The organism is Microbacterium sp. NPDC089186, from assembly GCF_040685115.1.
In the GTDB taxonomy this organism is placed as follows: Bacteria; Actinomycetota; Actinomycetes; order Actinomycetales; family Microbacteriaceae; genus Microbacterium; species Microbacterium galbum.
The window spans coordinates 997,690-1,017,767 of sequence record NZ_JBFBHJ010000001.1; the positions used below are offsets into that span (position 1 = coordinate 997,690).

General features: G+C 71.1%; 20 protein-coding genes. 7 read left to right on the forward strand and 13 right to left on the reverse strand.

Annotated features, from left to right (window positions below):
• Positions 1-20 precede the first annotated feature (20 nt).
• Together AB0N82_RS04730 and AB0N82_RS04735 are read right to left on the reverse strand one after the other, a co-directional pair.
• Positions 21-605: a nitroreductase family protein gene (locus AB0N82_RS04730; protein WP_315994271.1), complete on the reverse strand. Its 585-nt coding sequence runs from the start codon at positions 603-605 to the stop codon at positions 21-23.
• 95 nt (positions 606-700) lie between these two features.
• A complete protein-coding gene (locus AB0N82_RS04735; protein WP_363388734.1) occupies positions 701-2,068 on the reverse strand; it encodes a glucose-6-phosphate dehydrogenase in 1,368 nt (455 codons plus the stop codon).
• A gap of 114 nt (positions 2,069-2,182) precedes the next feature.
• Between AB0N82_RS04735 and AB0N82_RS04740 the strand changes: the two genes are divergently transcribed.
• The 3 genes from AB0N82_RS04740 (at position 2,183) to AB0N82_RS04750 (ending at position 5,186) form a co-directional block, all read left to right on the forward strand.
• Positions 2,183-3,955: a glycoside hydrolase family 15 protein gene (locus AB0N82_RS04740; protein ID WP_363388737.1), complete on the forward strand. Its 1,773-nt coding sequence runs from the start codon at positions 2,183-2,185 to the stop codon at positions 3,953-3,955.
• 135 nt (positions 3,956-4,090) lie between these two features.
• Complete coding sequence (locus AB0N82_RS04745) at positions 4,091-4,789, forward strand: hypothetical protein (RefSeq protein WP_315994274.1); 699 nt, start codon at positions 4,091-4,093, stop codon at positions 4,787-4,789.
• Positions 4,790-4,805: 16 nt separating this feature from the next.
• Positions 4,806-5,186, forward strand: coding sequence for a VOC family protein (locus AB0N82_RS04750; protein ID WP_315994275.1), 381 nt, complete (start codon positions 4,806-4,808; stop codon positions 5,184-5,186).
• Positions 5,187-5,252: 66 nt separating this feature from the next.
• Here AB0N82_RS04750 and AB0N82_RS04755 read toward each other — a convergent pair whose 3' ends face one another.
• From AB0N82_RS04755 to AB0N82_RS04770, 4 genes are all read right to left on the reverse strand, one after another.
• Positions 5,253-6,368 (reverse strand): ABC transporter permease, encoded by a 1,116-nt coding sequence (locus tag AB0N82_RS04755; protein ID WP_363388742.1) that lies wholly within the window; start codon positions 6,366-6,368, stop codon positions 5,253-5,255.
• A complete protein-coding gene (locus AB0N82_RS04760) occupies positions 6,365-7,249 on the reverse strand; it encodes an ATP-binding cassette domain-containing protein (protein ID WP_315994277.1) in 885 nt (294 codons plus the stop codon). Before AB0N82_RS04760 ends, AB0N82_RS04755 begins: the two co-directional genes overlap by 4 nt.
• Positions 7,250-7,520: 271 nt before the next feature.
• Positions 7,521-8,189: a response regulator transcription factor gene (locus tag AB0N82_RS04765; protein WP_315994278.1), complete on the reverse strand. Its 669-nt coding sequence runs from the start codon at positions 8,187-8,189 to the stop codon at positions 7,521-7,523.
• Positions 8,182-9,441 carry a sensor histidine kinase gene (locus AB0N82_RS04770; RefSeq protein ID WP_315994279.1) on the reverse strand — a complete coding sequence of 420 codons (1,260 nt, stop codon included), beginning with the start codon at positions 9,439-9,441 and terminating at the stop codon, positions 8,182-8,184. The genes AB0N82_RS04765 and AB0N82_RS04770 overlap by 8 nt, the downstream gene beginning before the upstream one ends.
• A gap of 147 nt (positions 9,442-9,588) precedes the next feature.
• On the opposite strand from AB0N82_RS04770, the gene AB0N82_RS04775 reads away from it, so the two are divergent.
• Positions 9,589-10,161 carry an NADPH-dependent FMN reductase gene (locus AB0N82_RS04775; protein WP_315994280.1) on the forward strand — a complete coding sequence of 191 codons (573 nt, stop codon included), beginning with the start codon at positions 9,589-9,591 and terminating at the stop codon, positions 10,159-10,161.
• Between the two features lie 132 nt (positions 10,162-10,293).
• On the opposite strand, the gene AB0N82_RS04780 is transcribed toward AB0N82_RS04775, so the two are convergent.
• The 3 genes from AB0N82_RS04780 to AB0N82_RS04790 all read right to left on the reverse strand — a co-directional run bounded on the left by AB0N82_RS04780 (position 10,294) and on the right by AB0N82_RS04790 (position 13,131).
• On the reverse strand, positions 10,294-11,541 hold the full coding sequence (locus AB0N82_RS04780; protein WP_363388747.1) for an RNA polymerase sigma factor: 1,248 nt from the start codon (positions 11,539-11,541) through the stop codon (positions 10,294-10,296).
• Positions 11,538-11,963 carry a YciI family protein gene (locus tag AB0N82_RS04785; protein ID WP_315994282.1) on the reverse strand — a complete coding sequence of 142 codons (426 nt, stop codon included), beginning with the start codon at positions 11,961-11,963 and terminating at the stop codon, positions 11,538-11,540. Before AB0N82_RS04785 ends, AB0N82_RS04780 begins: the two co-directional genes overlap by 4 nt.
• A gap of 322 nt (positions 11,964-12,285) precedes the next feature.
• Complete coding sequence (locus AB0N82_RS04790; protein ID WP_315994283.1) at positions 12,286-13,131, reverse strand: exodeoxyribonuclease III; 846 nt, start codon at positions 13,129-13,131, stop codon at positions 12,286-12,288.
• Positions 13,132-13,352: 221 nt separating this feature from the next.
• Here AB0N82_RS04790 and pyrE point away from each other — a divergent pair, with 221 nt between their 5' ends.
• Positions 13,353-13,931: an orotate phosphoribosyltransferase gene (pyrE, locus tag AB0N82_RS04795; RefSeq protein WP_315994284.1), complete on the forward strand. Its 579-nt coding sequence runs from the start codon at positions 13,353-13,355 to the stop codon at positions 13,929-13,931.
• Between the two features lie 151 nt (positions 13,932-14,082).
• Here pyrE and AB0N82_RS04800 read toward each other — a convergent pair whose 3' ends face one another.
• From AB0N82_RS04800 to AB0N82_RS04810, 3 genes are all read right to left on the reverse strand, one after another.
• A complete protein-coding gene (locus AB0N82_RS04800; protein WP_363388752.1) occupies positions 14,083-14,226 on the reverse strand; it encodes a hypothetical protein in 144 nt (47 codons plus the stop codon).
• 23 nt (positions 14,227-14,249) lie between these two features.
• Positions 14,250-15,080 (reverse strand): HAD-IIA family hydrolase, encoded by an 831-nt coding sequence (locus tag AB0N82_RS04805; RefSeq protein ID WP_315994286.1) that lies wholly within the window; start codon positions 15,078-15,080, stop codon positions 14,250-14,252.
• Positions 15,081-15,176: 96 nt separating this feature from the next.
• Positions 15,177-15,347 (reverse strand): CsbD family protein, encoded by a 171-nt coding sequence (locus tag AB0N82_RS04810; RefSeq protein WP_055832729.1) that lies wholly within the window; start codon positions 15,345-15,347, stop codon positions 15,177-15,179.
• Positions 15,348-15,537: 190 nt separating this feature from the next.
• Between AB0N82_RS04810 and AB0N82_RS04815 the strand changes: the two genes are divergently transcribed.
• Positions 15,538-16,485, forward strand: coding sequence for an SDR family NAD(P)-dependent oxidoreductase (locus AB0N82_RS04815; protein WP_363388755.1), 948 nt, complete (start codon positions 15,538-15,540; stop codon positions 16,483-16,485).
• A 43-nt stretch (positions 16,486-16,528) separates the two neighbouring features.
• Positions 16,529-19,393: an HAD-IC family P-type ATPase gene (locus tag AB0N82_RS04820; RefSeq protein ID WP_363388758.1), complete on the forward strand. Its 2,865-nt coding sequence runs from the start codon at positions 16,529-16,531 to the stop codon at positions 19,391-19,393.
• Positions 19,394-19,438: 45 nt separating this feature from the next.
• Here the strand turns inward: AB0N82_RS04820 and AB0N82_RS04825 are convergent, their stop codons facing one another.
• Complete coding sequence (locus tag AB0N82_RS04825; protein ID WP_363388761.1) at positions 19,439-20,074, reverse strand: metal-dependent transcriptional regulator; 636 nt, start codon at positions 20,072-20,074, stop codon at positions 19,439-19,441.
• Positions 20,075-20,078: the final 4 nt, after the last annotated feature.

Consider the following 20,078-nt stretch of genomic DNA (forward strand, 5'->3'; position numbering starts at 1 on the left):
GCGGCGGACGCCGCGGGGCCTCAGGCGTCGAGCAGCAGCGACTCGGCGAGCGGACGACGCACGCGGGGCGCGGATTCGCGCGAGCGGACGGCCTCGTCAGCGGCATCGAGGTCGCCGAAGGCGCCGACGGCGATCACGGTCACCGGCGTGAAGCGCTCCTCGATGTCGAACGCGGTGCGCAGGTCGTCGGGGGAGAAGCCGCCCATCGTGTGGGTGGCGAGGCCGCGGGCGTGCGCCTCGACCGTGAAGAAGGCGGCCGTCTGACCGGCGTCGTACGTCGCCCACGGGCGGGCGTTGCCCTCCTCGTCGGCCGTCTCGGCGAGGATGACGAGCAGCGCGCCGGCGGCCGGCGCCCAGCCCTGGTTGAAACCGACGAGCGAGCCCACGATCTGCGCATGCGCGTCGGTTCCGCGGCGGGCGAGCAGGAAGCGCCACGGCTGCGAGTTGTTGGCCGACGGCGACCAGCGAGCAGCCTCGAGGGCGGCGCGCAGGGCGTCTTCGTCGATCGGGGCCTCCGCGTCGAAGACACGGGTGCTCCATCGCTCGGCGAGGACGTCGAGGATCGGGACGTCGGTCTGGGCGGTGCGGTCGAGAACGTGGGACATGGGGACTCCTGAGGGTGAGAACGTTGCCGGGGCTCCGTTGACCCAGTCCATCGAACGCCGTCGAGTCCCCCGATGTTCCCGTGTGACGGAGAAAGTCACAGCCCCCAGGACGCCGGACCCGCGGTGCCCGCCGGGTACTCGTCGAGCGGCACCTCGTCCGCGCGCCACGCGTCGATGACCGGCTGCACGATGCGCCAGCACTGCTCGGCGGCGTCGCCGCGGACGGCGAGCATCGCGTCACCGTCCAGAATGCCGGAGAGCACCTCGCCGTAGGCCTTCAGGCCGCCCTCACCGAGGTCGGCTCCCAGGGTCACGCGCTCGAGCTCGAGCGGGTCGTCGGCGCCGTTGACGTTCAGCCCGAGGCTCATGGTGTCGGGGCCGAGCGAGAACGTCATCACCGTCGGCTCGCTCTCGCCGATGAAGCCGTGCGGGAGGTGGCGCACGGGCTTGAACGTGACGGTCACGGCCGGGTCGCCGGCATCCGGTCCGAGGGCCTTGCCCGAGCGCAGCACGATCGGGACGCCCTCCCAGCGGGCCGTGCGGACCTCGACGGTCATCTCGGCGAAGGTCTCGGTCTGCCGGGACGCGTCGACGCCGGGCTCGTCGGCGTAGGAGGTGAAGTGCCGGTCGCCGATCGTCCCCTCGGTGTAGCGGGCGCGGCGGGAACTCTTCACCGGGTCGTCGCCCCACACGTGGGTCGCGCGCAGCACCGCCGAGGTGGCATCCCGCAGGTCGAGCTGGTCGAGCGAGGACGGCGGTTCCATCGTGACGAACGCCATCACCTGCAGCAGGTGGCTCTGAATCATGTCGACCAGCGCGCCCGCGCGGTCGTAGTAGCCGGCGCGCCCCTCGAGTCCGAGCTTCTCGGGGAAGTCGACCGTGACGGATGCGATGTCGTCAGCCGACCACACGCTTTCGATGAGGCGGTTGGCGAAGCGGACGCCGAGCAGGTTCAGCACCGTCGACCGCCCCAGGAAGTGGTCGATGCGGAAGACCTGGTCCTCCGGAACGAGCTTCGCGACCTGCTGGTTGAGCGCGTGGGCACTCGCCTCGTCGGTGCCGAACGGCTTCTCGAGGGCCAGGACGGTCCCCTCGGGGATCGTCACGTCGGCGAGGGCGACGCACGCCTTCTCGGCGACCGCCGGGGGGACGGCGAAGTACAGCGCGGGTCGGCCCTCCGCGGCATCCAGGAGCTTCTGGAGGTCCGCGGCTCGGGTGATGTCCACCTGGCTGTAGGTCGTCTCGGCCACCCTCTCGAAAGCCCCCTCGGCGCCCATCGTCGCGAACGAGGCCCGCACGGTGTCGCGCCAGTGGTCGTCGGTCCAGTCCTCCATGCCGGCGCCGTGCAGCCGGACCGAGCGGTCCGGTTCGCGCGTGAGCAGCTGGCCGAGGGCCGGCAGGAGCAGTCGAGAGGTGAGGTCGCCCGAAGCGCCCAGGATGATCAGGGTGGTGTCCGCCGCCATGCGGCCACCGTAGCGCCCCGCACCGACGCCGACAGGGTGCTTGCAGCCGGCACAGGGATGCCACTATCGAGATGCTCTGCCGCGGTGCCGGTGCCACCTGACATGATCACGAGGGTGACGACTCCGATCGAGGATTACGCCGTCCTCAGCAACTGCCGCTCCGCCGCCCTGGTGTCACGGGAGGGGAGCGTCGACTGGCTCTGCCTGCCCCGGTACGACAGCGGGTCGATGTTCGGCGCCCTGCTGGGCGACGAGTCGCACGGGGCCTGGTCGCTGCGCCCGAGCGATCCGGATGCCACCGCGACGCGCCACTACGACGGCGACACGTTCGTGCTGGTGACGCGGTGGGAGACGCCGACGGGCGTCGCCGAGGTGCACGACGCCATGCCCGTCGACGAGGGCGTCGAGGCGCTCGTGCGGCGCGTGGTGGGGATCTCGGGCGAGGTCGACTTCGTCAGTGAGGTGCGCCTGCGCTTCGACTATGCGCGCGCCGTGCCGTGGGTCCGGCAGATCGGCGCCGGGGGCGAGCACGCGGTCCTGGCGGTGGCGGGGCCGGATGCCGTCGTCCTGCGCGGTCCGCGCCTGATCGCCGTCGACACCGCCCACCGGGCGCTGTGGACCACCGTCGCCGGAGAGAACGTGGACTCGGTGCTGTCGTGGGGGCCGTCGTGGCAGGAGCCCCCCGCGCCCATCGACGTCGATGCCACCCTCAAGCGCACGAGCGAGTGGTGGACGGCGTGGGCGGCGCGCGTCGCGGCATCCGGGGAGCACGCCGAGCTCGTCACTCGGTCGCTGCTCGTGCTGCGGGCGCTGACCCACGCCGAGACCGGCGGCATCGTGGCGGCCGCGACGACGTCGCTGCCCGAGGCCTTCGGCGGGGGACGCAACTGGGACTACCGGTACGTCTGGCTGCGCGACGCCGCCCTCACGCTCACCGCGTACATCGAGCACGGCTTCCTCGAGGCCGCGCACCGGTGGCGCACCTGGCTGCTGCGCGCGATCGCCGGGGATCCCGCCGACGTGCAGATCATGTACGGCATCGCCGGCGAACGCGATCTGCCCGAGCGCGAGCTGACGAGCCTGCCCGGCTACGACGGCGCGAGCCCCGTGCGCATCGGCAACGGCGCGGTCGACCAGTACCAGGCCGACGTGATCGGCGAGGTGATGGTGGCCCTCGACGCCGCGCGCCGCGCGGGCGTCACCGAGACGTCGTTCTCGTGGGGCCTTCAGCGCGCCCTCCTCACGCAGTCGGTGCAGTGGTTCGATCGTGCGGACAACGGGATCTGGGAGATGCGCGGCGACCCGCACTTCTTCACCCACTCGCGCGCGATGGTGTGGGCGGCGTTCGACCGCGGCATCCGGGCCGTCGAAGAGAACGGTCTCGACGGCGACGTCGAGACGTGGCGCACGCTGCGCGACCGGGTCCGTTCCGACATCGACGCGCACGGCGTGCACGCGGGCGGGTGGTTCACGCAGCACTACGACACCGACGAGGTCGACGCGTCGCTGCTGATCCTGCCGCAGGTGGGGTTCTGCGCCTACGACGATCCCCGCATGCTCGCCACCGTCGCGCGGATGGAGCAGACGCTCATGCCCGACGGCTGGCTGCTGCGCTACCGCACGACCGGCGTCGACGGTCTCGCGGGCGACGAGCATCCGTTCCTGGCGTGTTCGTTCTGGCTCGTCGGGCAGTACGCCCACAGCGGTCGTCGCGACGACGCCGTCGCCCTCATGCGCCGCCTCACGGCGGTCGCGAACGACATCGGCCTGCTGTCGGAGGAGTACGACCCCCGCGATCGCCGGCAGGCGGGCAACACCCCGCAGGCGTTGTCGCACCTCGCCTTGGTCCTCGCCGCCGACGCGCTGGAGGCCACGGCCGCACGCTGAGCCGCCCGGGCCGGCGGGGAGGTGGCTGAGCCCGTCGAGGCCTCCGGTCCCCTCGGCGACCTCCGGGGCTTCGCGCCGCTTGTCGCCGCGCGGCGAGCCCGCCCCGGCCCCGCCGCGCGGTCGTAGAGTCGTCGCATGGACGAGGACGTCGAGCTGGAGGGGCTGCGCGAGCGGGTCTACGGCGTCGACGGCGCGAGCGCGACGCCCGAGATGATCGCCCGGCTCGCGGAGCTCGAAGAACGGCGCCGCGCCGAACCCCTGCTCTCCGTCTCCGACGTCGGGGATCCCCGAGCCGCGGATGCCGCGGCGCCCGACGCCGTCGGTCCGGAGCCGGCGTACACGGAGGCCGGCCCCGCGGCCGGACGTGCTCGTCGGGCGCTGCGATGGGCCGTCGCCGCGGCCGGTGCGGTGGCGCTCGTCGGGCTCGGCATCGCGATCGGCGCGAATCTCGCCCCGCCCGCCGCCTCGGCCGATCCCGCGGCGGCGACCTACCCGGAGCTGACGTTCCCGCAGACGGTGGAAGACGTGATCTCCGCCGACATCCTGCGCGACAGCGGGATCGATCCCTCCAGCACCCGCTACATCGCGACGGTCAGCGACTTCCGTGTCTACCTCGCCCAGCCCGACGACGGCGACGGCGTGTGCATCGCGACGTTCACGTCATCCGACAATCGCCCGTGGTCGGTGGGCTGCGCCTCCGGAAGCGCCGGTCCGTCGGCCGCGTTCGGAATCGACACCGCCCTGACCGTCGCGGTCGGCGACACCGACCCGTCGGCCGTCGAGGGCATCCCCATCCGTCTGTCCGACAGCGTCACGGCGTACGTGGCGCGCTGATGCAAGGAGAACCCACATGTTCCGCCCCGATGGCGCCTTCTCCGGTTTCGCGGTCGACGACCTCGACGCCGCTCATCGCTTCTACGCCGACACCCTCGGCCTGCGGGTGGAGGTGCTCGAGGGATCGGGCTTCCTGCGCCTGCACCTGGCATCCGGGGGCAGCATCCTCGTCTACGGCAAGCCCCACCACGAGCCGGCGTCGTTCACCGTGTTGAACTTCCCCGTAGCCGACGTCGAGGCGGCCGTCGACGACCTTCGGGCCCGGGGCGTCGAGACCAAGATCTACGACGACGCCGACATCCCCACCGACTCGCGCGGGATCATGCACGAGGGCGGTCCGCTCATCGCGTGGTTCCGCGACCCGGCGGGCAACGTCCTCGCCGTCCTCGAGGAATGACGACGGGCGGGATGGATGCCGAAGCCCTCGGCATCCATCCCGCCGGCGTGACCGGACCCGAACCGGTCAGCCCTTCAGCGCCTCCGCGAGCTTGACGCGGCCCCCCATGCGCAGAAGGGAGTTTCGGTAGATGCGGGACGCGAGTCCGATGGCCGCGACGCACGAGGCGAGGAGGATCAGCAGCGACAGCACGGGCTCCCACCACTGGGCGTCGCCGAGGTACATGCGCAGCGGCATGCCCACGGGGGCGGAGAACGGCACGTACGACATCACGGTGAGCACGACGGGGTTGTCGTTGAAGAAGATCACCAGGAAGTACGGCGCCATGATCAGCATCGTGATCGGCGTCGTGGTGGCCCCGATGTCCTCCTGCCGCGACACCATCGCCGCGGCCGCGGCGAACAGCGCCGCCAGCAGCACGAAGCCGAAGAGGAAGAAGATCGCGAACCACGCGATGGGCGCGCCGAGGGCGTCGAGCACCCCCGCCTGATCGGTCACCGCGAGCCCGATGACCGCGACCGCTGCGAGCAGCACGATCTGCGCCATCGCGAGGATCGTGTTGCCCAGCACCTTGCCCGCCAGCAGGGCCCGCACGGGGATGGCCGAGATCAGGATCTCGACGACGCGCGTCTGCTTCTCCTCGACGACGCTCTGCGCGATCGTGCCGCCGAAGGTCGTCGCGGCGATGAGGAACACGATGCCGAAGGCGAGCGCGATGAAGTACCGCAGGATGTCGGCCGCGTTCGACCCGGGCTCGATGCGGTCGACAGGCGGGGTCTCGCTCAGCATCTGCAGCAGCGTCGAGGGCACGCTGTCCTTGACCACGACGGTGAAGTCGAACGACGCCTCCGACGATCCCGAGACCAGGGCGGCATCCACCGTGCCGTCGGCGACGAGCGCGCGAGCGGCGTCATCGCTGTCGGCGACCGTCACCTCCAGGCCGTCGAGGTCCGAGACGGCGCTCTGCGTCTGCGACGTGACGGCGACCGGGATGCCGCTGGACGCGGCGTTGCCGGCCGTGAACCCGCCCCACAGCACGGAGGCGAGGGCGGCGAGGACGAGCACTGCGGTCGAGATGACGAAGGGCTTGCTCCGCAGCTTGGAGCCGATCTCGCGCTCGGCGACGAGCCAGATGCTCAGCGCCTCACCGGGGGCGCGGCGGGTGGGGGTCGTGGTGCTCACTGGATGACCTCCTTGAAGATCTCGGCCAGGGTCGGCCGCTGGGGGGCGAAGCTGGCGACGTCGCCGCGCGAGACGGCACCGTGGAGCACGCGCTGCGCGGTGGTGTCGTCGGCGGTGTCGAACAGGGCGTAGCCGCCGTCGAAGTCGATCACCGTCACTCCGGGCTCGTCGCGCAGCCACCCGGCGTCGCTGCGCGACACCAGTTCGTAGCGATGCGTGGCGTGCTGCGCGCGCAGTTCGTCGCGGGTCCCGGCGGCGCGGATCGTGCCGCCGGCGATGATGACGAGGTCGTCGCACAGGCGCTCGACGACGTCGAGCTGATGGGAGGAGAACAGCACGGCGGCACCGGCCGCGGCCTTCTCCTGCAGGACGCCCGCCACCACGTCGACCGCGAGGGGGTCGAGGCCCGAGAACGGTTCGTCGAGGATGAGCACCTCGGGCTCGTGCACGAGGGATGCCGCGATCTGCGCGCGCTGCTGATTGCCCAGGGAGAGGGTCTCGACGAGGTCGCCGAGGCGCTCGCCGAGTCCGAGGCGCTCGAGCAGCACGGTCGCCTTCTTCGTGGCGTCGGCCTTCGAGAAGCCGTGCAGGCGGGCGAGGTAGGCGATCTGCTCGGCGACCTTCATCTTCGGGTAGAGCCCCCGCTCCTCCGGCATGTAGCCGAAGCGACGACGGTCGGCGGCGGTGACCGGCGAGCCCGTGAGGGTCACCGAACCGGCGTCCTTGCCGAGCACGCCGAGGGCGATGCGCATGGTGGTGGTCTTGCCAGCGCCGTTGCCGCCGACGAAGCCCGTCAGCCGCCCCGCGGCCACGGTGAAGCCCACGTCGTCGAGCACGCGGCGACCGCCGTAGCTCTTGGTGATGCCGTCCAGTTCGAGCACGGTGCATCCCTTCTTCTCGTTGTCTTCCACGCTAGGGAGGCGGGTGCCGTGGCGCCTCCGCCGCGGGTGGGGTCATCGCCTCCGCCCCACGGGGGAGGGGCGGGCGTGCGAGGGGGCGGGTCGTCTCGGGCGGGTGCGAGGTCGCGCAGGGCGGGGTGGACCGGCGAGGGCGTACGCGTGTGTCGAGACCGCACCCGTTTCGCGGCGAAGGCGTGCGTCATCGGCGAACGAGTGCGTCCTCGCCTGCTCTCCCGCGGAACTCGCCGCGCCCTCAGGCCAACCCGTGCCGGTGCGCGAGCACCACGGCCTGCACGCGGTCGCGCGCGCCGAGCTTCTGCAGCACGTTCGACACGTGCGTCTTCACCGTCGCCTCGCCGATGAACAGCCGCGCGGCGATCTCGGCGTTGCTCAGGGCCTCGGCGACGAGCGTCAACACCTCCGCCTCCCGCTCGGTGAGCGGCTCCACGAGAGCGAGCGGGGGAGGAACGGATGCCGCGGGCTCCGGCGACCCTCCCGGGGCGAACCGCGCGATCACCCGGCGGGTGACCTCCGGCGCGAGCAGGGCGTCTCCGGCTCCGACGATGCGCACCGCGGAGACGAGCTCCTCCGGCCCCGCGTTCTTCAGCAGGAACCCGCTCGCCCCGGCGGACAGGGCGGCGAACAGGTAGTCGTCGCGGTCGAAGGTCGTGACGATGAGGATCGCGGCATCCGAGTCGGGGTCCGCCGTCAGCAGTCGCGTCGCTTCCAGGCCGTCCATGTCGGGCATCTGCACGTCCATGCAGATCACGTCGGGGCGGAGCTCCGCCGCGGCGGCGATCGCCTCGCGCCCCGTGGCGGCCTCGCCGACGACGCGGAGGTCGTCTTCGAGCGAGAGGATCGTGCGGAACCCCGCACGCATCATCGCGTGATCGTCGACCAGCAGCACCCGCACCTCAGACATGGGCGACCTCGCTCTCGGCCGCGGGCACGCGGACGCGCACGAGGTACCCGCCTCGCGAGCGTGGGCCGATCTCGATGGTGCCGCCCGACACCGCCGCGCGCTCGCGCATGCCGAGTTGTCCGAGCCCCGGTGTCGTGGAGCCGGAGCGTCCGGTGTTCGCGACCTCGAGTTCGATGGCATCCGGGTCGAACCGGAGGCGCACATCGGCGGTGGCGTGGGGGCCGGCGTGGCGACGCGCGTTCGTGAGCGCCTCCTGGGCGATGCGGTACAGGTTCACCTGCACGAGAGGAGGCGGGTCCTGCATCGGTTCCCCGATGACGGTGAAGGTGGCGGGGAGTCCCGCGGCGGAAGCCTCGTCGACGAGAGCGGCGATCGAGGTCAAGCCGTGCGTGGTCGGAGCGGTGTCGGGATCGCTGTCGTTCCCGGGCGCCCGCAGGGTCTCGAGCAGCTGGCGCAGCTCGTGGAGCGACGTCCGGGCCGAGTCCTCGATGCCCGCGAGCACCTCGCGCGCCTTCTCGGAGTCCTTCGCCAGAACGGCGCGGGCGACTCCGGCCTGCACACCCATGAGCGACACGTGGTGGGCGACGACGTCGTGCAGCTCGCGGGCGATGCGCACGCGGTCGAGTGCCACCGCTTGGGCCGCGGTCACCTCGCGCTCCGATTCCAGCTCGGCGGTTCGCTGTTCGAGTTCGGCGCGCTCGCGCATCTGCTGATACGAGCGGTTGCCGAAGTAGTAGGCGCCGCCGAAATACAGCGCGTTCAGCGCGAGGCTCAGCAGCTGATAGGCCACGAACGGCGAGAACGCGCCGGCGCGCGAGAAGGGCCCCTCGACGCTCGGATCGATCGGCTGCGTGGCCTCCTGGAACATCACGATGAAGAGCCAGGCGAACATGCCGATGACGATCGCGACGCGCACGATCGTGGCTCGGCGTCGGTTCGTCTCCCACGCGCCGACCGTGTAAAGCGCGATGAACATCGCGATGTTCCCCGCGTACACCTCGGGGATGCGGAACGTCACGGCCATGAAGTACGCGAGCGACACCAGCACCGCCGCGACCGACGGCCAGCGTCGACGAAACGCGATCGGCACAGCGAGGAAGGCGACGTAACCGAGGGCTATGGCGAGTGAGCCCTGCTTGTCGCCGTACAGGCCGGAGATCGACGACAGCACGGCGCTCATGAGGCCGCCCAGCAGGAGGGCCGCCGCGAGCACGAGATCGTTGCGCCGCTGGGAACGGGTGAGTCGTGCCATCCCTCCACGCTAAGGGGGACCCCCCACACCTGCATCCCCCGCAGGGCGGAGTCAAGCGGGGGCGGAATACAGGTTGGCGGGTGACGCTTGCACGTGAATGCACCTGGGCACAGTCACTGCGCCCCCGTCAGCACAGAGAGGATCATCGTGACCGACTACACGATCGGCTACATCGTCGGCAGCATCTCCAGCACCTCCATCAACCGCCGCCTGGCCAAGGCGCTCGAGAAGGTGGCGCCCGAGGGCGTGACGCTGAAAGAGATCCCGATCAAGGACCTCCCGTTCTACTCTCCCGACTACGACGGGAACTTCCCCGAGGTCGCGACGGACTTCAAGAACGCGATCCAGGATGCCGACGGCGTCTTCATCGTGACCCCCGAGTACAGCCGCTCCATCCCCGGCGTTCTCAAGAACGCCCTGGACTGGTCCGCCCGCCCCTACGGCGAGGCGTCGTTCAACGACAAGCCCACCGCCGTCATCGGCACGTCGCAGAGCGGCATCGCCACCGCGGCCGGCCAGCAGCACCTGCGCTCGGTGCTCCTGCACTACAACGCTCTCGTCCTGGGCCAGCCCGAGGGCTACATCCAGTCGACCCCCGGCCTGTTCGAGGAGGACGGCACCGTCACGAACGAGGGCACGGCGGAGTTCCTGCGCTCCATCATCGAGGCGCTCGTGACGCTCATCTCGCGCACGGCGCCCGCCGAGGTCCCCGCGGCCTGACGCGCAGTGACGGCGGGGTCGGGTTTCCCCCGGCCCCGCCGCACGTCTCGGTGGCTTCGACAGGCTCAGCCACCTGTGTGGTCGTCGAGGTCCCTGAGCCTGTCGAAGGGACCGGGAGCGGCAGGCCACGAGTCAGGGCGCCAGCGCTTCGGCCTTCCGCCGGAGCAGCGCTGCCTCGCGCTCGTTGCGGGCGAGGTCCGCCGCGTTCAGGAGCTCGTCGTGCGCTTCGCGCGTGCGTCCCAGCCGTGCCAACAGCTCGCCGCGCACCGACGGGATCAAGTGCGACCCCTTCAGCGCGCCGGCGGCGGCGAGACCGTCGGCGATCGCGAGTCCTTCGAGAGGCCCGGATGCCATCGACACCGCCACGGCGCGATTGAGTTCGACGACGGGACTCGGGGCCACCCGGCCGAGCACCTCGTACAGCAGGGCGATGCGATCCCACTCCGTCGCGTCGACGCTCGCCGCCTCCGCGTGACAGAGCGCGATCGCGGCCTGCAGCTGGTACGGCCCGCGCCCGCGCCCGATCGCATCGGCGCGGGCCAGCAGCGCCGACCCGCGGGCGATCGCCGAGCGATCCCAGCGCCGCCGGTCCTGATCGGCGAGGAGCACGGCATCCCCGTTCGCATCCACGCGGGCCGCGAAGCGCGACGCCTGCAGCTCCATGAGGGCGCCGAGCCCCAGCACCTCGGGCTCGTGGGGGAGCAGCCGCGCCAGGACGCGCCCGAGACGGATCGCCTCGTGCGCGAGCTCTGTCCGCAGGACCGCGTCGCCGGAGGTGGCGGCGTAGCCCTCGGTGAAGACGAGGTAGATCACGCTCAGGACGGCGCGGAGCCTGGTCGGCCACTCCGCCGGATCCGGCACCTCGAACGGCACTCGCGCGGCGCTGAGCGTCTTCTTCGCGCGGACGATCCGCTGCTGCATCGTCGGTATCGGAACGAGGAACAGCCGGGCGATCGCTTCTGAGCCGAGGCCGCCGACGACCTTCAACGTCAACGCCACCTGCGCCTCCGGAGCGAGCACGGGATGACACGCCGCGAACACCAGACGCAGCACATCGTCGTCGATCGGATGCCATTCGGCATCCGTCATCTCGTCCGTCTCCGCGCCGATCAGCCGGTACTTCTCGCTGAGGTTCCGCGCCCGCCGCCAGTCGTCGATCGCCCGTCGCTTCGCGACCGTGGTCAGCCAGGCGCCGGGGTTGGCCGGAACGCCGTCGCGAGGCCAGCGCGCGAGCGCCTCGGCGACGGCATCCTGAGCCAGATCCTCCGCGGTCGGGAGGTCTCCCACCACGCGCGCGAGCGTCGCGACGATGCGGGCGCCTTCGATGCGCCAGATCGCCGCGACGCGCCGCGCGACGTCGGCGACGGGGTCGGGGCTCACCGGGAGGACTGCTCCTCGCGCCAGCCCTCCTCCTTCTGGATGTAGGCGTTGTCGGCGAACGCGGCGAAGTCCGTCTCGTCGGTCACGCGACGCACCTCGAGCGTGTTGCCCGCGATGAGCGGCGCTCGCCGCGCCCACTCGACGGCCTCGTCCTTCGACGACACCTCGATGATCCAGAAGCCGTTGAACAGCTCGTGCGTCTCGCCGTAGGGGCCGTCGGTGACGACGGGCTCCTCGCCGCCGAAGGCCACGGTGAAGTTCTGACTCATGTCCTCGGCCAGACCGTCTCCGGCGACCAGCACGCCGGCGGTCATCATCGCCTCGTTGTAGGCGCCCATGTCGTTGATGACCTGCTCGAACGGGATCCGCTTGTACGCCGCGTACGCCTCGTCGGTGCCGCGCATGATCAGCATGTACTTCATCGTGGACTCTTCTCGTCGGTGCTCTCTCGAGCGATCTGAGGGGAGCGAATGCCTGCCCCTACTATCGCGTCGAACGGCACCGAGCGGAATCGACAGGGTGAGGGAAAAATCTTCCGGATGCCGCGATCGTGCGGCGGCGGTCGGTGCGCGTGCTCGCAGGATCGCGTTCTTCTCGGGAGTCTCCGTCGAGGAGGCGGCGAGGAACGTGCGCGTCGACGACGATCCGCCGGCGACCCGGCGCACCGCCCGATGCGGACGAGAAGACCACGGATTCCGGCGGGGCGCGCCGAACCGCGGGGAAGCGCGCGGACGGCGCCGGCGATCAGCCGAAGATCATCGGCAGATCGTCGTCGTCGTCGGCATCCGACAGGTCGAGGTCGGCGACGACGGGGACGTGGTCGCTGGGTACTTCGCCCTTGCGTTCGTCACGGTGGATCTCGGCGCCGTGGACGGCATCGGCGAACGCCTGGGAGCCGAGGATGAAGTCGATGCGCAGACCTTCGTTGCGGGGGAAACGCAACTGCTTGTAGTCCCAGTAGGTGTAGCCGGTGGGGATGAGCGGGCGCACGACGTCGGTCAGCCCCGCGGTCTCGAAGGCGGCGAAGGCGGCGCGCTCGGGAGGGGACACGTGGGTGGTCGCGCCCTCCACGACGGTGGGGTCGCCGTTGTCGTCATCGGTGGGGGCGATGTTGAAGTCGCCGGTCAGGGCGAGCGGCAGGTCGGGGCTCTTCTCGAGAGTGTCGGCCGTGTACTGGCGCAGCTTGTCGAGCCAGTCGAGCTTGTAGACGTAGTGGGGGTCGTCGAGCCCGCGCCCGTTGGGCACGTACAGACTCCACACGCGCACGCCGTTCACGGTCGCCCCGATCGCGCGGGCCTCCTGGGGCAGGTCGGGCCCCTCTTTGCCCTTCTCGAATCCGGGCATGCCGGGGAAGCCGATCTCGACGTCGTCGAGCGGCTCGCGGCTCGCGATCGCGACGCCGTTCCACTGGTTCAGGCCGTGAGCGGCGACGTGGTACCCGGCCTCTTCGAAGGCCGCATACGGGAACTGCTCCGTCTTGCACTTGATCTCCTGCATCGCCAGCACGTCGATGTGCTCGCGCACGCAGAACTCGACGGTGCGGGTCACACGAGCGCGGATGGAGTTGACGTTCCAGGTGGCCAGGCGCATGGCATCCAGCCTACTTTCGGGCGCGGACATCGCCGTCCGCGGCGGCGCCCCTGGGCGTTCCGCGGCGCCCGGCGCCGCCCGTCGGTGTGCACGACGGCGGGAGGGAGGTGCGACAAGCCGGCCGGGGCGCGGGTTCCGCGGCGTGTTCCGCCGCCGGCCCGCCGTTGTGCTCAGGCGGGCTCGAGCGGGCCCGGGTGGGCCGGAGCAATAGACTCGACGCCGTGACCGCCGCCTCTACGCCCGAGCTCGAAGCCGACCGCCAGGCCCTCATCGGCCTCATCAACGCCGAGGCGGTGTTCCACGGCGACTTCACCCTCTCGAGCGGCAAGAAGGCGACGTACTACGTCGACATGCGCAAGCTCACGCTCGACCACCGCGCGGCTCCCGCGATCGGGCGCCTCGTGCTCGACCTCGTGAAGGACCTCGACGGCGTCGTCGCCGTGGGCGGTCTGACGCTGGGCGCCGACCCGATCGCCAACGCCGTCATGCACGAGTCCGTGCACGCCGGTACTCCGCTCGACGCGTTCGTCGTGCGCAAGGAGCCGAAGGACCACGGCCGGGGTCGTCAGATCGAAGGCGCCGACGTGAAGGGCAAGCGCGTCGTCGTGGTCGAAGACACCTCGACGACCGGTCAGTCGGCACTCAAGGCCGTCGAGGCGCTGCGCCGCGAGGGCGCCGACGTCGTCGCCGTCGCCGTGATCGTCGACCGCAAGACCGGCGCGCAGGCCGCGATCGAGGCGGAGGGCCTGCAGTGGCTGGCATCCATCGATCTCGACGACCTGGGGCTGGCGCCGCAGTAAGCGCGACGCGTCACCAGAACAGGCGGGTGCGGCGAGAACAGGCCGATTCCGCGCGAATCGTCCTGTCGCGGTGACGTGCCCTGTTGTCGTGACGGCCGGGGGGTGGATGCCGCCCCTCGCCTCGCCACGTCGAACGGTGCGACAGCCGTGCTCAGGGTGCGCCGTCTCCCGGCCCGTCGAACGGATCGCGGCGTCCGCCCCCGCGCCGTGACCGCCGCCACTGCACGATGAACGCCACGAGCGTGCCGGCGGTGATGAAGAAGGCCGTGATCAACCACAGCGTGGGATCGTCCATGCGTCGTCCTCTCGGTGGCGGGGTCAGAGCCCGGCTTCGAGCCCGTCTTCCCCGTCGGCCAGTTCGGTCTCGAGGGGCTCGTCGCGCACGAGCTCTGCCACCGAGCCGAGGATCTCGTCGGGACGGAAGGGATAGCGCTCGATCTCGCGCTGGTCGCTGATGCCGGTCATCACGAGCACCGTGTGCAGCCCGGCCTCGATGCCGGCGACGATGTCGGTGTCCATGCGGTCGCCGATCATGCCCGTGTTCTCGCTGTGGGCGCCGATGCGGTTGAGCGCCGAGCGGAACATCATCGGGTTCGGTTTGCCCACGATGTAGGGCTCCTTGCCGGTGGCCTTGGTGATGAGCGCCGCGATCGCTCCGGTCGCCGGGAGCACGCCCTCGGTCGAGGGGCCGGTGGCATCCGGGTTGGTCGCGATGAAGCGCGCACCGCCGCGGATGAAGCGGATGGCCTTGGTGATGGCCTCGAAGGAGTAGTTGCGGGTCTCCCCGACCACGACGTAGTCGGGGGTCGTCTCGGTCATGATGAACCCCGCCTCGTGGAGCGCGGTGGTGAGGCCCGCTTCGCCGATGACGAAGGCGGAGCCGCCCGGCATCTGCGACCGGAGGAAGTCGGCGGTGGCCAGGGCCGAGGTCCAGATCGACGATTCCGGCACCTCAAGGCCGGATGCGCGCAGCCGGGCACTCAGATCGCGCGGCGTGAAGATGGAATTGTTCGTGAGCACGAGGAACGGTGTGCCCTCGGACCGCCACTGCGCGAGCAGTTCCGAGGCGCCCGCGATGGGGGTGTTCTCATGGACGAGCACGCCGTCCATGTCGGTGAGCCAGCACTCGATGTCGCCACGGGTCCGCATGCGGCCCAGCCTAGACCCGGCCCCGTACGCGCCCTCCAGAACGCACGAGGGCGGGCGCGATCATGAGGATCGCGACCCGCCCGCGGTGGCGGCGATTTACTTGAAGGTGTCCTTCACGTTCTCGCCGGCCTTCTTGGCATCCGCCTTGACCTGGTCGGCCTTGCCCTCGGCGGCGAGCTTGTCGTTGTCGGTCGCGTTGCCGATGGCTTCCTTCGCCTTGCCCACGATGTCCTGAGCGGCGTTCTTGATCTTGTCGTCCAGACCCATGATCTGACTCCTTCTCGATGTGACGGCGTCGGCGGCGGGGTGTTCGTCGCGACGGAGCGGGGTGCTCACGGGGGAGACGGTGCCCGCGGACGATTCGTCACGTCGATTCCGAAAAAAGTTCCGGGATGCCGATATTCCCCGAACGGAATGAACCCGTGACGTGGGCGCCCGATCTCGTTAGGGTCGAAGGGTGACGCGTCGTGACTGGGACCCCGAGAACCTTCCCGATCTCTCTGGACGCTCCTATCTCGTCACCGGCGCGACCCGCGGTCTCGGGTTCTTCGCGTGCGAGCAGCTCGCCGCGGCGGGTGCCCACGTGCTGCTGACCGGGCGCAACCCCCACAGCCTCTCCGCCGCCAAGGCGGCGGTGAAGCGTTCGACCCCGGATGCCGCGATCGAGACGCTCCTGCTCGACACCAGCAACATGGGGTCGGTGCGTGCGGCCGCGGCGACGGCGCGGGCGCGCGGGCGCCTCGACGGGCTGCTGCTGAACGCCGGCGTGGTCCATCCGCCGAAGCAGCGCGAGACCGTCGGTGGACACGAACTCGTGTTCGCGACCAACGTGCTCGGCCACTTCGCCCTGGCCGGCGAGCTCCTCAAACCGCTCGCGACCGCCCGCGGGCGGATGGTCTGGGTGGGGAGCATGTCGACCTCCCTCTGGCGGCACCTGCCCACCGACCCCGAGCTGCGCGAGGGCTACACGCCCTGGAAGGCCTACGTACAGTCGAAGGCCGCGACGACCGCCCTCGCCCTCGAGGCCGACAAGATGCTGCGGGCCCACGGCGTGCCGGTCGAGAGCCTCGTCGCGCACCCGGGCTACTCCACGAGCGGTCGGACGCGCGGGGTGCGGGGCGTGAACGAGCCGAGCCGTCTCACGCGATTCGTCGACAACCTGCAGGCGCCCATCACCCAGTCCAAGGAGCAGGGCGCGTGGGCGCTCGTGCGTGCTCTCGTCGATCCCCACGCCGAGGGCGGCTCGATGTACGGCCCGGCGCTCGTCGCGCGCGGCGCGCCGCGGCGGGCGACTCCCGCCCGGGGCACGCGGCGAGGAGACCTGGGCACCGAGCTGTGGCGCGCCTGCGAGACCGCCACGCACGTGAAATGGCCGTTCGAGAGGGCTCGGCGAGCGGCATCCTGAACCGGCCCCCGCGGTGTCGGCGGGGGGGCTCTACAGTGAGCGCATGGAGCAGGCGACGAGCGACGGCCGCGCAGACCTCGGCGTCGGCGGACTGAGCGCGGCCGACGTCGCCGAACGGGTGGCGTCGGGGCAGACCAACGCCTTCACGGCCGACACCAGCCGGAGCGCGTGGAACATCGTGCGCGCCAACGTCTTCACGCTCTTCAACGGGATCGTCGGGGCGTGCTTCGTCGTGCTGCTGCTGTTGGGCCGCTGGCAAGACGCGCTGTTCGGGGTCGCTGCGCTCTCGAACGCCGTGATCGGATGCGTGCAGGAGTTCCGCGCCAAGGCCGCGCTCGACCGCCTCGCCCTGCTGAACGCGCCCCGCGCCCGGGTCCGGCGCGACGGCGCGGAGGCCGAGATCGCGCCGCCGGAGGTGGTGCGCGGCGACGTCCTCGTGCTGCGCGCGGGCGATCAGATCGCCGCCGACGCGGTGGTGGTGGCGTCCCGCGGCCTGCAGATCGACGAGTCGATGCTCACCGGCGAGTCGGATGCCGTCGACAAACGCGTCGACGACGAGGTGCTGTCGGGGTCGATCGTGGTGGCCGGCGAAGGTGCGGCACGCGTCGCCCGCGTGGGCGCCGAGTCGTATGCGAACACCTTCGCCGCGGAGGCGAAGCGCTTCCAGCTCGTCTCGAGCGAGCTGCGCACCTCGATCGACCGCGTCCTGCGATGGGTCGGTTGGGGGATCGGGCCGATCGGACTGCTGGTCCTGAACGCGCAGATGATGGTGGCCGGCGGCTGGGTGCAGGCCTGGCAGCAGGGCACGTGGTCGCAAGCGGTCGTGAACACCATCGCCGCCCTCACCGCCATGATCCCGCTCGGGCTCGTGCTCATGACCTCCATCGCCTTCGCGGTCGGTGCGGCGCGGCTCGCCGGGCAGAAGGTGCTCGTCAACGAACTGCCCGCGGTCGAGGGGCTCGCCCGGGTCGACGTGATCTGCCTCGACAAGACCGGCACTCTCACCGCGGGCGAGATCCGCTTCGACGACGCGGTCGCCCTGTCGGAGGCGACCGGCTGGACCGACGTGCTGGCCTGGTACGGGGCCGCCCCCGACGCGAACGCGACGGCGACGTGCCTGCGCGAGCCGTTCCCCGTGGGTGCGGTGCTCACGGCGGCCCGGCGGATCCCGTTCTCATCGGCGCGAAAGTGGAGTGCGGTGTCGTTCGACGGCGGCGCCGACGGCACCTGGGTGGTCGGCGCGCCCGAGATGGTGTTCGGCGATGCCGCGACCGATGCGAGCGGCGAACTGGGCGCCGCGGTCACGCGGCTGGCTTCGTCGGGTCGACGCACCCTCGTGCTGGGGCATGCGGGCACGCCGCTCACCGACGCCGACGTCGATGCGGAGCGGTTGCCGGCGGGTGTCGCGGCCGTCGCGGTGCTGACCTTCGTCGAGGCGGTGCGTCCGGATGCCGCCGAGGCCCTGGCGTACTTCCGCGATCAGGGCGTCGGCGTGCGCGTCATCTCGGGCGACAATCCCCGCACGGTGGCGGCCATCGCACGAGAGGTCGGCCTCGACGTCGACGAGGGGTACGACGCACGTCGGTTGCCCGCCGACGATGACGAGCTGGGCGCCGTGCTCGAGCAGCACACCGTCTTCGGCCGTGTCACGCCCGACCAGAAGAAGCGCATGGTCACCGCGCTGCAGGCGCGCGGGCACGTCGTGGCCATGACCGGCGACGGCGTCAACGACGCCCTCGCCATCAAGACGGCCGACATCGGTATCGCGATGAACTCCGGTGCGGCGGCGACGAAGGCCGTGGCGCGCCTCGTGCTCCTCGACGGGCGCTTCTCGCACCTGCCGTCGGTGGTCGCGGAGGGGCGCCAGGTGATAGCCAACATCGAGCGCGTCTCGATGCTGTTCCTGACCAAGACCGTCTACGCGACGGGGCTCGCGGTGCTGTTCGGCGTCCTCGTGATGGAGTTCCCGTTCCTGCCGCGGCAGTTGTCGATCACCGATGGTCTGACCATCGGCATCCCGGCGTTCTTCCTGGCGCTGCTGCCGAACGCGCAGCGGTACGTGCCGGGGTTCCTCCGCCGCTCGCTCAGCTTCGCGATCCCCGCGGGTCTCGTCATCGCCGTCTCCCTCACCGTCTACACGCGCGTGGCGATGCAGATCGGTCTGGGGACGGCGCCGTTGCGCACGGGCGCGACGATCATCCTCGCGATCGTCGCGATCTGGGTGCTCACGGTGCTGTCGCGTCCGGTCACGCGCGTGAAGGTGGTGGTGATCGGCGCGATGTTCATCGCGCTCACCGCGATCTTCACCGTGCCGCCGTTGGGGGAGTTCTTCCAACTGCAGGATCCGGGCGACGACGGTGCGACCCTGGTGACACTCGTGGTCGTGCTCGCGCTCGGAGCGATCGAAGCGGTGCGGTTCGCGCACCGACGGTTCGTGCGACGCTCCCTGGCCGACGTGTCCGCTGGCGCGGGCGGGGTCGCCGACGAGGTGCGCCGCCGACCCGCTGTGGTCACGGCGGCCATCGTGCTCGTCTACGTCGGCGGACTGCTCAACACCGCTCTGGGCATCGTCGTCCTGTTGGCGCGCTACGCCGTGACGCCCGATCTCGTGCTGCCGGTCTCGCTCGTGGGCGCGGCGACCGTGCTGCTCGGACTGCTCACGATCGCCGGTGGGTCGGCGCTTTCGCGGGGCAGTTCCCTTGCTCGCACGCTGCTGACGGTCTACCTCGCCGTCCTGGTCGCTCTGCAGGCGGCGGCGATGGCGTTGACCGAACTCGACCCGATCCTCGTCGTCGCCCTCGTCGCCGCGCTGGCCGTCATCGCCAGTGTGTGGGTGCCCGCGCGGGCCCGGCGATGGTTCCGCGGTGACGCGGCGTCAGTGCCCGCGGCAGGTCGCGTCAGCAGGTGAGCCGGGCCACCCCGACGGCGGCCGCGCCTTCCCCCACCGGCGGTGTCAGCGAGTGAGCCAGACCGACCCGTCGGCTCCGGCCGGCAGCGACATCTCCACGCCGTCCGCGCGCACCACGCCCTCGGTCACGACCTCGAGCTCGTGACCGACGTCGATCCCGCGATCGACGAGCGCACGCAGCAACTCGGGATCCCGGTCGCTCACCCTCAGCACCCGGCCCGCGTGGCCCACCGGCGCCTCCGCCAGCAGGATGAAGGGCTCGCGGTGCACCGCGCCCTCGGCATCCGGGATCGCGTCTCCGTGCGGGTCGAAGCGGGGGCGCCCCAGGCGCTCGTCGATGCCCTCGAGCAGCCGGTCGCTGAGAGCGTGCTCGAGCACCTCGGCCTCGTCGTGCACCTCATCCCACGCGTAGGCGAACTCGCGCACGAGCCACGTCTCGATGAGGCGATGGCGGCGGATCACGCCGGCGGCGCGGCGCTGCCCGGCCGCGGTGAGCGACACGGGTCCGTACGGGCGGTGGGTGACCAGTCCCTGGGCGGCGAGCTTCTTCACCATCTCGGTGACGCTCGAGGGGGCGAGGCTCAGCACACCGGCGAGCTGCGAGGGCGTGATCGGGGAGTCCTGCCACTCGGTGTGGTGGTAGATCGCCTTGAGATAGTCGTCTGCCACGGGCGATTCCACGCCG